General features: G+C 68.3%; 8 protein-coding genes. 3 read left to right on the top strand and 5 right to left on the bottom strand.

Going from position 1 to position 13017, the window contains the following annotated elements; genetic code table 11:
- Positions 1–167 precede the first annotated feature (167 nt).
- The 4 genes from paoC to CA234_RS05155 form a co-directional block, all read right to left on the bottom strand.
- Positions 168–2375 (bottom strand): aldehyde oxidoreductase molybdenum-binding subunit PaoC, encoded by a 2208-nt coding sequence (gene paoC, locus CA234_RS05170; RefSeq protein ID WP_126001063.1) that lies wholly within the window; start codon positions 2373–2375, stop codon positions 168–170.
- Positions 2376–2378: 3 nt separating this feature from the next.
- On the bottom strand, positions 2379–3329 hold the full coding sequence (locus tag CA234_RS05165) for a xanthine dehydrogenase family protein subunit M (RefSeq protein WP_126001062.1): 951 nt from the start codon (positions 3327–3329) through the stop codon (positions 2379–2381).
- Positions 3326–3970 (bottom strand): aldehyde dehydrogenase iron-sulfur subunit PaoA, encoded by a 645-nt coding sequence (gene paoA / locus CA234_RS05160; RefSeq protein ID WP_125971777.1) that lies wholly within the window; start codon positions 3968–3970, stop codon positions 3326–3328. Before paoA ends, CA234_RS05165 begins: the two co-directional genes overlap by 4 nt.
- 156 nt (positions 3971–4126) lie before the next feature.
- Positions 4127–4381, bottom strand: a complete 255-nt coding sequence (locus CA234_RS05155; RefSeq protein ID WP_125971779.1) for a hypothetical protein — start codon at positions 4379–4381, stop codon at positions 4127–4129.
- A gap of 91 nt (positions 4382–4472) precedes the next feature.
- Between CA234_RS05155 and hemN the strand changes: the two genes are divergently transcribed.
- From hemN to CA234_RS05140, 3 genes are all read left to right on the top strand, one after another.
- On the top strand, positions 4473–5795 hold the full coding sequence (hemN, locus tag CA234_RS05150) for an oxygen-independent coproporphyrinogen III oxidase (protein ID WP_206431090.1): 1323 nt from the start codon (positions 4473–4475) through the stop codon (positions 5793–5795).
- 122 nt (positions 5796–5917) lie between these two features.
- Positions 5918–9232, top strand: a complete 3315-nt coding sequence (locus CA234_RS05145) for a glycosyltransferase (protein WP_126001061.1) — start codon at positions 5918–5920, stop codon at positions 9230–9232.
- A 353-nt stretch (positions 9233–9585) separates the two neighbouring features.
- Positions 9586–12189, top strand: a complete 2604-nt coding sequence (locus CA234_RS05140; protein WP_126001060.1) for a TonB-dependent receptor — start codon at positions 9586–9588, stop codon at positions 12187–12189.
- Between the two features lie 33 nt (positions 12190–12222).
- On the opposite strand, the gene CA234_RS05135 is transcribed toward CA234_RS05140, so the two are convergent.
- Positions 12223–12852 (bottom strand): alpha-ketoglutarate-dependent dioxygenase AlkB, encoded by a 630-nt coding sequence (locus tag CA234_RS05135; protein WP_125971785.1) that lies wholly within the window; start codon positions 12850–12852, stop codon positions 12223–12225.
- Positions 12853–13017 lie beyond the last annotated feature (165 nt).

Below are 13017 nucleotides of genomic sequence, written 5' to 3'. Positions count from 1 at the left end.
GAGGGAGGGGAGCGCCAGCCCAAGATCCTCCCCGGCACGGGGAGGGGGACCGCCGCCGAAGGCGGTGGTGGAGGGGGATCTCCACAAGGGACGTCCCTCGCGGCGATCCCCCTCCACCAAGCCGCTGCGCGTCTTGGTCCCCCTCCCCGTTCCGGGGAGGATCTAGCTCACGCGAACGCGGGCATCCCCGGCAGCAGCTTGTCCAGCGTCACCGGATAGTCGCGCACCCGCACCCCGCAGGCATTGTGGATGGCGTTCGCCACCGCCGCGCCAACGCCGCACAGGCCGAGTTCGCCGACACCCTTCGCCTTCATCGGCGACGTCGTGGGATCGGTCTCGTCGAGGAAGATCACTTCCTGGTGCGGGATGTCGGCATGGACCGGCACTTCGTATCCGGCGAGGTCGTGGTTGACGAAGAAGCCGAAGCGCTTGTCGACCGCGAGCTCCTCCATCAGCGCCGAGCCGACGCCCATCGTCATCGCCCCGATCACCTGGCTGCGCGCCGACTTGGGGTTCAGGATCCGCCCCGCCGCGCACACCGCGAGCATCCGGCGCACCCGCACCTCGGCCGTGGCCGCATCCACCGCGACCTCGACGAAATGCGCGCCGAAGGTCGATTGCTGGTACTTCTTGGCGAGGTCGCCATAGTCCATATAGTCCTCGGCGACGAGCTCACCGCCCTTGGCCGCATCGGCCAGCGCGACGCTGCGGTTGCCCGCGCGGACCTTGCCGTCCTCGAACACGACATCGGCCGAGTTGAAGCCGAGCGCCGCGGTCACCTTGTCGCGCAGCATCGCGCAGGCGGCGTAGACGCCCGCGGTCGAGCTGTTGGCGCCCCATTGCCCGCCCGAGCCCGCCGAGGCCGGGAAGCTGGAATCGCCCAGCCGCACCACCACCGTCTCCAGCGGCACGCCCATCATCTCCGCCGCGGTCTGCGCGATGATGGTATAGGTGCCGGTGCCGATATCGGTCATGTCGGTCTCGACCGTCACGACGCCCTTGCCGTCCAGCCGCACCCGCGCGCCCGAGCGGCCGTTGAGGTTGTTGCGGAAGGCGGCGGCCATGCCCATGCCGATCAGCCAGCGACCTTCGCGGACGGCACCCGGCGCCTTGGCGCGCCTGGCCCAGCCGAACTTGTCCGCGCCGATCCGCATGCACTGGATCAGCTGGCGCTGCGAGAAGGGACGGTTGGCGGCCTCGGGGTCGACCTGGGTGTCGTTCAGCGCGCGGAACGCCACCGGGTCCATCCCCAGCTTCTCCGCCATCTCGTCCATCGCGATCTCGAGCGCCATCATGCCGGGCGCTTCGCCCGGCGCGCGCATCGCATTGCCCTCGGGCAGGTCGAGCACCGCCAGCCGCATCGCGGTCAGCCGGTTCTCGCCCGCGTAGAGCAGGCGGGTCTGGCTCACCGCCGTCTCCTGGCCGCCGCCGGGCAGGTCGCCCGACCAGCTCTCATGGCCGATCGCGGTGATCTTGCCGTCGCTGGTGGTGCCGATGCGGATGCGCTGGATCGTCGCCGGACGGTGGGTGGTGTTGTTGGCGATCAGCGGGCGCTGGAGCGACACCTTGACCGGCCGCCCCGCCGCCTTGGCACCCAACGCCGCGAGGATCGCGTCGGTGCGGACGAACAGCTTGCCGCCGAACCCGCCACCGACATAGGGCGACATCAGCCGCACCTTCTCCTTGGGGAGCCCCAGCGTGCGCGCGACATCGCCCTTGCCCCAGTTGATCATCTGGTTCGAGGTCCAGAGCAGCAACTGGTCGCCTTCCCACTTGGCGGTGGAGGCGTGCGGCTCCATCATCGCGTGCGAATGATCGGGCGTGGTGTAGCGCGCGTCGAGCTGGACGGGGGCGCTGGCAAAGGCGCCGTCGAAATTGCCGACCTTACTTTCGGCCGCGCCGCCGAACCCTTCCTTCGGCAGCGTGGCGCTGGCCATTTCCGCCTCGAGATCGAACCGGCCCTTGCCCCGCGCATAATCGACGCGGATCAGCGACGATGCGGCCCGCGCCTGTTCGAAGGTCTCGGCCACCACCAGCGCGATCGCCTGGTGGTAATGCTCGATCTCCGGCCCGCCGAGCAGGTTGGCGGTGTTGAAATTGCCCTTGGTCAGCTTGCCGGCATTCTCGGCGGTGACGATCGCGAGCACGCCCGGCGCTGCCTTGGCGGCGCTCAGGTCCATGCCCGTGATCCGGCCCTTGGCGATCGCCGAGCCGAGCACATAGCCATAGGCCGCGCCCGGCGCGACATCGTGCCGCTCATAGGCATAGGGCGCGCGGCCGGTGGTCTTGAGCGGACCGTCGATCCGGTCGGTGGCCTTGCCGACCACCTTGAGGCGGTCGATCGGGTTGGTCGTGGCGGGGATATCGAACTTCATGGCTCAGCCCCTTGCTTCGCTCAGCACCGCGGCGAGCGTGCGCTCGGCCAGCGGCAGCTTGAAGGCATTGTCGTGCGTCGGCGTGGCGCCGGCGAAGGCGATCCTGGCGGTGGCGGCAGCACCCTTGGGGAGCGCAGCCTCGGCGGCCTCGACCCGCCACGGCTTGTGCGCCATGCCGCCAAAGGCGACGCGGCCGGTGCCATCCTTCTGCACCACCGCCGCCACCGAGACGAGCGCGAAGGCGTAGGAGGCGCGGTCGCGCACCTTGTGGTAGAAATGCTTGCCGCCCAGCGGCTTGGGCAGGGTGACCGCGGTGATCAGCTCGCCGGTCTGCAGCGTGTTGTCGAGGTGCGGCGTGTCGCCCGGCAGGCGGTGGAAGTCGGCGATGGCGATCTTCCGCGTGGCACCGTCGGGCTTTACCGTCTCCACCGTCGCGTCGAGCAGCCGCATCGCGATCGCCATGTCGCCCGGATAGGTGGCGATGCACGCCTTGCTGGTGCCGATCACCGCCAGCTGGCGGCTGAACCCGCCGATCGCGGCGCAGCCGCTGCCGGGCTTGCGCTTGTTGCAGGGCTGGTTGGGATCGTAGAAATAGGGGCAGCGGGTGCGCTGGAGCAGATTGCCCGCGGTGGTCGCCTTGTTGCGCAGCTGGCCGCTCGCGCCCGCCACGATCGCCCGGGTCAGCACCGCATAGTCGCGGCGGACGCGCTTGTCGGCGGCGAGATCGGTGTTGCGCACCAGCGCGCCGATGCGCAGCCCGCCGTCCGGGGTTTCCTCGATCCGGTCGAGCGCGAGCTTGTTGACGTCGATCAGATGCGCCGGCGTCTCGATCTCGAGCTTCATCAGGTCGAGCAGGTTGGTGCCGCCGGCGATGAACTTGGCGCCGGGGGTCTTTGAGGCGAGCGCGGCGGCATCGGCCGGGCTGCTCGCGCGGGTATAGTGGAACGCCTTCATGCCTGCCTCCGCCCCGCGGCCTCGCGGATCGCCTCGACGATGTTGGAATAGGCGCCGCAACGGCAGATGTTGCCGCTCATCCGCTCGCGGATCTCCATCTCGGAGAAAGCCGGCGAGGCGGCGACGTCGGCGGCGACATGGCTGGGGATGCCGGCCTTGATCTCGTCGAGCACCGCGACGGCCGAGCAGATCTGCCCCGGCGTGCAATAGCCGCACTGATAGCCGTCATGCTTCACGAAGGCGGCCTGCATCGGGTGCAGGTCCTCGGGCGTGCCCAAGCCTTCGATGGTGGTGACGCTGTCACCCTCGTGCATCACCGCCAGGCTTAGGCAGCTATTGATGCGGCGGCCGTTGACCATCACCGTGCACGCGCCGCACTGGCCATGGTCGCAGCCCTTCTTGGTGCCGGTGAGGTGGAGATGCTCGCGCAGCGCATCGAGCAGCGTGGTGCGCGTGTCGACGGTAAGCTCCGCCGGCTTGCCATTGACCTTGAGCTGGACGGGCAGGGCGGGGGGCGTCTCCATCGGCGCTACCGGTTCCTTGTTGCTGGCGCTCGCGGGCAGGGCCGTCACGGCGGCAAAGCCTGCGCCGCTCGTCAGCAACCCCCGCCGCGATACGCCGATATCGCTTGGACTATCCATCTTGGGCATCCCCTGTCTGCATGCTCCCGCAATTCCATCGCCTGAACGTGCTTCTGGTTCCGGCGGCGACTTGCGCGGCGGTGTGATTTCCCGGCAACCCTACCGGCTTTACCGAGCGGTAGCAAATGTCTGCGGGGGAAGCCCGGCCGGAGGTACTCAGTCCTGCTGGTCGGACAAGTCCATGAAGTTGCGGGCGGCCTCGCGATCGGCCTCGTCCTCGAAGGTCACGTCGAGGTCGGGCGCGCTGCCGAGCATGAACAGCAGCGCCCAAAGCGCGAAGCGGCGGGCGCGATCGGTCTCCAGGCCGAGATCGACCTTCATCCGTTCGATGCCCGAGGCGAGTGCAGGCGGGGTGAGGGCGCCGAGATCGGCGGTGCCGAAATAGCGGACTAGCTGGTCGTCGAGTTGCATGGCCTCGCGCCTACGCCTGCGCGGCGCGGGCGGCAAGGATACGGGACATTCCCAAGCGACGCGCCTGCCGCAGCGGTGCATGCGCGTGGGCATGTGGACCTATCATCCCGATCTGCTCGCCACGCCGGTGCCGCGCTACACCAGCTATCCCACCGCCGCCGAATTCCACGATGGCGTCGGCCCAGCGGACATGGCCGCCGCGCTCGATCGGGTGGAGGCGGATGCGGAGCTGTCGCTCTATCTTCACATCCCCTTCTGCCACGAGATCTGCTGGTATTGCGGCTGTAATACGGGTGCTGCCAACCGCACCGCGCGGCTCGATGCCTATCTTTCCCGGCTGTCGGAGGAGATCGAGCAGGTCGCGCGGCGGCTCGGCGGGCGCGGGCGGGTGGGGCGCATCGCCTTCGGCGGCGGCAGCCCCAACGCCATCACCCCGCAGGCCTTCCTCCGGCTGGTCGCGCAGGCCAAGGCTGCGTTCGGTGCCGGAAGCCCGGTGCTGTCGGTGGAGGTTGATCCGCGCGGCTTCGACGCGGCCTGGGCCGGCGCGCTGGCCGAAGCCGGAGCGTCGCGCGTCAGCCTGGGCGTGCAGACCTTCAATCCTGCCATCCAGGCGGCGATCGGCCGGGTCCAGCCGCGCGCCGACATCGCGATCACCGTCGACCTGCTGCGCCACGCCGGGGTCGAGTCGATCAATTTCGACCTTATGTACGGCCTGCCCGGCCAGACCGACCAGGCACTCGCCGAGTCGATCGACGACAGCGTGGCGATGGGCGCCGATCGGCTCGCCGTGTTCGGCTATGCCCATGTGCCGCACCTGATCCCGCGCCAGCGCCGCATCGATGCGACCGCGCTCCCCGACGCCGAAGCCCGCTTCGCCCAGGCAGCACGGGCGCACGAGATGCTGGTGGGCGACGGCTACGCCGCGATCGGCTTCGACCATTTCGCCCAGCCCGGCGACGCGATCGCGGTGGCGGCGCGCGAGGGCCGACTGCGGCGCAACTTCCAGGGCTTCACCGAGGACGAGGCCGAGGTGCTGATCGGGCTGGGCGCCAGCGCGATCAGCCAGTTCCCCGATCTGCTGGTGCAGAACGAGAAGAATGCCGGCCGCTGGCATATGGCCATTTCCTCCGGCCGGTTCGCGGCGGCGCGCGGGGTGCGGCGCTCGGTCGACGACCAGTGGCGGGCGGCGGCGATCGAGGAACTGCTCTGCCAGGGGCGCGCCGATCTGGGCGGCATCGCCGGCCGCGCGGCGATCGCGCTGCGGCTGGCGCGCTTCGCGGCGCTCGATCTGGTGCGCTGGGAAGGCAGCGTGCTGCTGCTCGCGCCCGAGGCGCTCCCCTATGCGCGGGTGATCGCCAGCGCGCTCGACGGCCACCGCGGACCGGCCGCCACACGCTTCAGCAGTGCGGTGTGACCCTATCCCTGCTCAGGGAATCTACCCAACCTTGGGTGTATAGCTTCGGTTAATTTCGACCCGTATAAGGCGCGGGCCCGTCACGCGCCGGGGAAACGATCGCGCGTTTCGAAAGAGCATCGATGTCGCGTCCCGTATTCTTCGACCCCACCGGCAGCCGCAAGCGCTGGACGATGCGCACGGTATTCGCGCTGATCGGCGGCATTCTCGTCACCGCAATCGTGTTCGCCGCCACCATCGTCAACGTGCCGCCCGCACAGGACCTGCCGGTGCGGTGGGAGAATGCCAAGCCGGCGGCGCTGCGCTCGCTGAGCGCGCGCGGCCAGCCGCGCTCGCAGCGCTGGCTGCCGGGCGGCTCCGCGAAGAAGCCGGGCGCTCCGCTCACCGTCGGCTTCTACGTGCCCTGGGACCCGGCGAGCGCCGACTCGCTTCGCCGCAACATCGGTGACCTCGACTGGGTGGTGCCGGCCTTCATCTCGGTCACCGGGCCGAACCATGCGATGCAGGTAATGGACGATCCGAAGTTCGCGAGCATCGTCGCCAATGCGCCGCGCCGTCCACGCGTGCTGCCGATGGTGCAGAATGTTTCCGACGAAGCCTGGGACACGGCGGGTTCCGCCAAGCTGATGGCGAGCCCGGCGGCGCGCGCGAAGCTGGCGCGCGACCTGGCGGCGATGGTCAAGGCACGCAACCTCGCCGGGCTGGTGCTGGATTTCGAGAGCCTGCAACCGGGCTCGCTCCCCGGCTATGTCCAGCTCCTCGATCAGATCAACAAGGCGATGCCGAAGGACAAGACGCTCGCGGTCACCGTGCCGGCGGGCGACACCAACTGGGACCTCAAGCGCTTCGCCGCGGTCACCGATCGCGTGATCCTGATGGACTATGACGAGCACTGGCAGGGCGGCACCGCCGGGCCGATCGCCTCGCAGCCCTGGTTCGTCGAGGAACTGCGCCGCGCCGTGGCCAAGGTCGGCGCCGGCAAGCTGATCGTCGCACTGGCCAGCTATGCCTATGACTATCACGGTGACGGCACCGACGCGCTGAGCATCGAAGAAGCCTGGTCGGCGGCGCGCGACAGCGAGGCCAAGGTGACCTTCGACAAGACCACCGGCAACAGCGCCTTCGCCTATGACGAGGACGGCAAGCACCACGAAGTCTGGATGGTCGACGCTACCGCCACCTGGAACCAGCTACAGGCGGTGCGCGCGGCCGGCGTCGGCAGCGTCGCGCTGTGGCGGCTCGGCACCGAGGATGCCGGCGTGTGGACCGCGCTGCTCGCCTATCGCCATGGCGGCCGGCCCGATCTGAGCCGGATCGTGCCGGCGACGAACGTCGACGTGGAAGGCCCTGGGGAGATCCTGCGCGTAACCAGGACGCCGACGGTGGGCGAGCGCGCGATCAGCTTCGATGCGGCCAACATGATCCGCGACGTGCAATATCCGGTGCTGCCGACGCCCTATGTCGTCATGCGCACCGGCGCCTCGAAGCACGAGATCGCGCTGACCTTCGACGACGGCCCCGATCCGACCTACACCCCGCGCATCCTGGACATCCTCAAGGCCGAGCATGTGCCGGCAACCTTCTTCATCATCGGCGAGAACGGGCTGCAGCATCCGCTGCTGCTGCGCCGGCTGGTCGCCGAGGGGCACGAGCTGGGCAACCACACCTATACCCACCCGAACCTCGCCACCACCTCGGCGGCGAGCACCGCGCTGGAGCTGAACGCCACCCAGCGGCTGGTGCAGGCCTATACCGGCCGCGGCATGCGGCTGTTCCGCGCGCCCTATTTCGGCGATGCCGAGCCGACCACGCCCGACGAACTCGATCCCGCCGTGGTGGCGCAGAAACAGGGCTATACGGTGGTCGGCCTCCACGTCGATCCGGACGACTGGAAGCGGCCGGGCGTCGATGCGATCGTGCAGGGCGTGCTCAACGACGTGGCAGGCGCCGCACCGGACCATTCCACCAATGTCGTGCTGCTCCACGATGGCGGCGGCAACCGCGAGCAGACCATCGAGGCGCTGCCGATCATCATCCGCGAGTTGCGCGCGCGCGGCTATAGCTTCGTGCCGGTCTCGAAGCTCGCCGGGCTCTCCTATGACGAGGTGATGCCGCCGATCAGCGGTAGCGACCTGCTCGCGGTGCGGGCGGACGTGGCGATCTTCATCGTGCTCGCGGCGATCGCCTCGGGGCTGCGCTGGATGTTCTTCATCGCGATCACGCTGGGCATCGCCCGCGCGCTGATCCTCGCCGGGCTGGCGCTGCGCCAGCGGCTGCGCGAGCGCGGCGAGGCCCCGGTGTACACTCCCACCGTCTCGGTGATCATCCCCGCCTATAACGAGGAGCGGGTGATCGAGTCCTCGGTGCGCCGCGTGCTCGCCAGCGACTATCCGGCGATCGAGCTGATCGTCGCCGACGACGGTTCGAAGGACCGCACCAGCGAAATCGTCGCGGCGGCGTTCGGCGATGATCCGCGGGTGACGCTGCTGACGCTGGTCAATGGCGGCAAGGCGGCGGCGCTCAACCGCGCGCTGCAGCAGGCCAGGGGCGAGGTGATCATCGCGCTCGACGCCGATACCCAGTTCGAGCCCGAGACGATCCGCCGCCTCGCGCGCTGGTTCGCCGACGACAAGATCGGCGCGGTGGCGGGCAGCGCGCAGGTGGGCAACCGGGTCAACCTCGTCACCCGCTGGCAGGCGGTGGAATATATCACCGCGCAGAATCTCGAGCGACGCGCGCTCGCCGGGTTCAACGCGATCACGGTGGTGCCGGGCGCGGTCGGCGCCTGGCGCCGCGCGGCGCTCGATGCGGTGGGCGGCTATCCCGAGGATACGCTGGCCGAGGACCAGGATCTCACCATCGCCATCCAGCGCGCCGGCTGGCGGGTCACCTACGATCCCGATGCGGTCGCCTGGACCGAAGCGCCGGAGAGCTTCCGCGCGCTCGCCAAGCAGCGCTATCGCTGGGCGTTCGGCACGCTCCAGTGCCTGTGGAAGCATCGCGGCCTCTACCGCGACAAGAGCGCGCGCGGGCTCGCCTGGATCGGGCTGCCCCAGGCCTGGGTATTCCAGATCGTCTTCGCCGCGATCTCGCCGCTGATCGACCTCGCGCTGATCTCGGCGATCTTCGCCACGGGGGTGCGGATCGCCCAGCATGGCTGGGAGCAGACCCGCGGCGACGTCGGCACCATGGCGATCTACTGGGTGGCCTTCACCACGATCGACGTGGGCTGCGGCTGGGTCGCCTACCGGCTCAACAGCCGGCGCATCCGCTATCCGGCGCTGCTGCTGGTGGCGCAGCGCTTCGTCTACCGCCAGCTGATGTACTGGGTGGTGCTGCGCGCGATCAGCTCGGCGCTCGGCGGCTGGTTCGTCGGCTGGGGCAAGCTGGAGCGCACCGGCCGAGTCGGCACCGCCGGCGCGGCGGCGGCCGAATAGCGGCGCCACCCCTTCGAAGAACGCGGCGTCACACCGCCCGCCTTGCCGTACCGGCGAGGCGGGCGGTTTGCGTTTCCGTGCTCTCGAACAGCATCGGCGAGATACAAATCGAGCTGTGTTATTTCTGCACCACTTTGGATTTTTCCGACCGATGGGATGCAAGGGTGGGGAATTGACCAAGTCTAGTCCATCGTCCTGTTGAGTGAAAATGCTTGGTTTTCCAATGCTATTATTTAAGATGAAGCGAGGATGATTTAACGAGGACTGTTATGTGGCAGTTGATGTAACAATCCTGCCAAATCCTGTACCTAGGGGCGCCCCCGAACCAAACTGAACTCCTCGGGGATTCCAGAATGTCAGATCGCTCTACTATTCGCCTCGCGCTGCTGGCCGGCGCCACGTCGCTCGCCCTTGCCGCGGCCCCGGCGATGGCGCAGGCCCAGACCGCCGATGCACCGGCCGCCGGTACCGAACAGCCGGAAGGTCTGGCCGACATCGTCGTCACCGCGACCAAGCGCGAGACTAACCTGCAGAAGACGCCGATCTCGATCAGCGTGCTGAGCACGCAGGCGCTCGAGGACCGCCACGTCCAGAGCCTGTTCAACCTCGCCGACGGTACCGTGCCGTCGCTCCGCGTCGCGACCTTCGAGGCGCGCCAGTCGGCGCTGACCATCGGCATCCGCGGCATCGTTCCCTACGACCAGAACCAGACCGCGCGCGACGGCGGCGTCGGCGTGTACATCGACGGCGTTGCGCTGGGTAAGACCCAGGGCCTCAACGCCGCGCTGTTCGACATCGAGCGCATCGAAGTGCTGAAGGGCCCGCAGGGCACGCTGTTCGGCCGCAACACCGAAGGCGGCGCGCTGTCGCTCGTCTCGCGCGCGCCCACCGGCGAGTTCGGCGGCCGCGTCAACGGCGGCGTCGGCAACTATGGCAGCCGCAGCGTCGACGCGCATCTCGACCTGCCCGCCTTCCACGACGTCGCGATCAAGCTGGACGGCGTCTACCAGCACCAGGATCCGACGGTGGACAACCCGCTGACGGGCGCGACCGGCTGGAACTATTACGACCGCAAGGGCGGCCGCGTCGCCGCGCGCTGGAAGCCGGTGAGCAACTTCACCGCCGACTTCGCCTATGACTATGCGAAGGACGAGAACACCCCGCAGTTCAGCCAGCTCGTCAACTACAACCCGAACGGCTACACCGTCGGCGCGTACAACGCCGGCAAGCTGGTCCTGCCGGGCACCAACACCGCCTGCGGTGGCACCATCACCGCCGGTGCGACCACGCCGATTTGCATCGCGCCCAAGGCGCCGCTGGTCGGCGTGCACCCGGATCGCCAGCGCGTCGCCGATGTCGGCGTGCCGCAGCAGCCGAGTGTCGACATCACGCACGGCGTCTCGTCGAACCTGAAGTACACCGCCGCGCCGTGGCTGGAACTGCGCTCGATCACGGCCTGGCGCGGTGTCAGCACCGACCAGTGGGACAATTCGGGCGGTCCGGAGCGCCAGACCTTCGCGCCGTTCGTGCCGAACACGGCCAACCCGGCCGCGATCAACACCAGCGGCACCTTCAGTCGCTACAGCCTGTCGTTCCTGCGCCAGCACCAGTTCAGCCAGGAATTCCAGGCGGTCGGCAGCGTGCCGCAGTTCGACTATGTCGTCGGCGCCTATTATTTCACCGAGCATGCCACGGAATATGCCGCGACTCCGCTCAGCAACCAGTGGAATGCGGACGGCACCGCCTACACGATCCGCAGCCCGATCCCGGGCAATTCCAACCCGATCACCGGCGCCAACTCGGGCTATCAGCAGTATGACCCGTCGTGCAACAACACGCTGGCGGCGACCGTGCCGCAGTTCGCGAACAGCTGCCAGTTCATCACCCGCGCCAGCCAGGCGACCGACCACAACTACTCGCTGTTCGGCAACCTGACCTTCACGCCGGACGCGCTGAACGACGTAGTGCACGTCACCGTCGGTGGTCGCTGGACCAAGGACAAGCGGCACGGCACGCTCTATGTCATCAACAACCGGTCGGACCTGGCGGTTGCGGGCACGGTGTCGCCGTTCGGCTTCAGCAACAGCATCAGCCGGTTCGATCCGATGATCAACGTCGCGTTCGACGCGACGCAGGACATCCATCTCTACGCCAAATACGCGACGGGCTTCCGCGCCGGCGGCGCGAACGATCGTTCGCTGCAGTTCAACGCCTTCGGTCCGGAAGCGGTGAAGTCGTATGAAATCGGCGCCAAGATGGACTTCTGGGAGCACAAGGCACGCCTGAACCTGGCGGGCTACATCATGGATCGGTCCAACACCCAGTTCGACTTCGATTACTACGACACGAACGGTGCGAGCCCGACCCTCGGCAGCCATATCGAGCAGACCACCAATGCCGGCCAGAGCAAGATCCGCGGCATCGAGGCCGACCTGACCGTGGCGCCGGTGCAGGGCCTGACGCTCACCGCGTCCTATGCCTACACCTACTGGCGCGCGCCGTCGGCGGTGAACCCGCTGACCCCGGGGGCGCCGGCGCAGCAGCTGTACATCGTCTACACGCCGAAGAACGCGGCCTCGGGTTCGATCGACTATGCCCTGCCGATCGGCGGCGGCGACGCCACCCTGCGCCTGCACCTCGACGGCAATTATTCGAGCAGCCAGTACAGCTTCCAGCTCGAGCCGACCAAGACCGATGCCGCCTTCATCATGAACGGGCGCATCGCGATCGCCGACATCGCCGTGTCGGATCACAACAAGGTCACCTTCGCCGTCTGGTCGCGCAACCTGCTCGACCACACCTATATCTACCGCCGCTCGTCGGCCAACTCGTCGCCGGTCCTCAATTATGGCGCCAACGGCCAGCTGGTCTCGACCAGCTATGGCGGCATCCTGGGCGATTATGCCAACTTCAACCCCCCGCGGACCTGGGGCGTGGAAGCCAGCGTCAAGTTCTGATGTGATCGTCCCGCCGCTGCGGTGGCGGGACGGTCAACCAGTGCGGCCCGGGCGGGGATCGCCGTCCGGGCCGTTCTGCGTCTGGCGCAGGCCCAGCGCGGACAGCGCGCGGAAGGTGATTGACCAGCGCGGTTGCGCCATCGGCGCGATGCCGTGCTCCCAGGCGTGGCGCACCTCGCCGGAGAGCAGGTAGACCGAGCGCGGGGCCAGGAACTGCTCGGCGCGATCGAAGGCGCGCGGGCCGGTGCGATGGCGGAGGCGCAGCCTGGCGGGCGCGCCGAGCGAGATGCCCACCACCTCCTCGAACACCGGGCGGTCGCGGTGCCAGCCGATCCCCGCACCCACCGGATAGTGAATCAGCAGCGCCTGGACGAGCGCGCCGGGGGCAAGGCCGGCAAAGGCCTCCGCCCGGTCGCGGAGCGGTACCAGCCAGTCGGGGAACGGTTCGGCGCGGGCAAAGCCCCCGTCCTCGAAGTCGTAGCGCCAGCCATAGCTGGTCGTGCGGCGATTACCGGTCCAGCCCTGGAATCGGAAGGGTTCGAGCCCGGCCGAGTCGATCGCTGCGATCGCTGCCGATTCCTCGTTAGCATTCAGGAACTTCTCGCCCGTCCGCAGCCCGGAAGGGCCCGGAACCTCGAACAAATCCGCCTGGCGTGCCGTCATGCTGGCTCAACCTTCGAAGCGCTGGTACGCTCCCGATCGCAGCCGTCGCATGGGACACACACCAGCAAAAATGCGTATATATGATGTCTCATATTGATCCAGGTTTATGAATTCGCTAGATTTTTTGGCTCGTGACGGGTTGCTTGGCATAGGATACACGCATAG

This window comes from Sphingomonas sp. ABOLE (genome assembly GCF_003950455.1).
GTDB lineage: Bacteria > Pseudomonadota > Alphaproteobacteria > Sphingomonadales > Sphingomonadaceae > Sphingomonas > Sphingomonas trueperi.
Note: the sequence above shows the minus strand (reverse complement) of the source record. Positions and strands in the feature narration are given on the sequence as shown.

What these genes read in the sequence shown, in the direction of transcription:
- paoC (WP_126001063.1), bottom strand. Translation starts at nt 2,375, where the DNA reads ATGAAGTTCGATATCCCCGCCACGACCAACCCGATCGACCGCCTCAAG.
- CA234_RS05165 (WP_126001062.1), bottom strand. Translation starts at nt 3,329, where the DNA reads ATGAAGGCGTTCCACTATACCCGCGCGAGCAGCCCGGCCGATGCCGCC.
- paoA (WP_125971777.1), bottom strand. Translation starts at nt 3,970, where the DNA reads ATGGATAGTCCAAGCGATATCGGCGTATCGCGGCGGGGGTTGCTGACG.
- CA234_RS05140 (WP_126001060.1), top strand. Translation starts at nt 9,586, where the DNA reads ATGTCAGATCGCTCTACTATTCGCCTCGCGCTGCTGGCCGGCGCCACG.
- CA234_RS05145 (WP_126001061.1), top strand. Translation starts at nt 5,918, where the DNA reads ATGTCGCGTCCCGTATTCTTCGACCCCACCGGCAGCCGCAAGCGCTGG.
- hemN (WP_206431090.1), top strand. Translation starts at nt 4,473, where the DNA reads ATGTGGACCTATCATCCCGATCTGCTCGCCACGCCGGTGCCGCGCTAC.
- CA234_RS05155 (WP_125971779.1), bottom strand. Translation starts at nt 4,381, where the DNA reads ATGCAACTCGACGACCAGCTAGTCCGCTATTTCGGCACCGCCGATCTC.
- CA234_RS05135 (WP_125971785.1), bottom strand. Translation starts at nt 12,852, where the DNA reads ATGACGGCACGCCAGGCGGATTTGTTCGAGGTTCCGGGCCCTTCCGGG.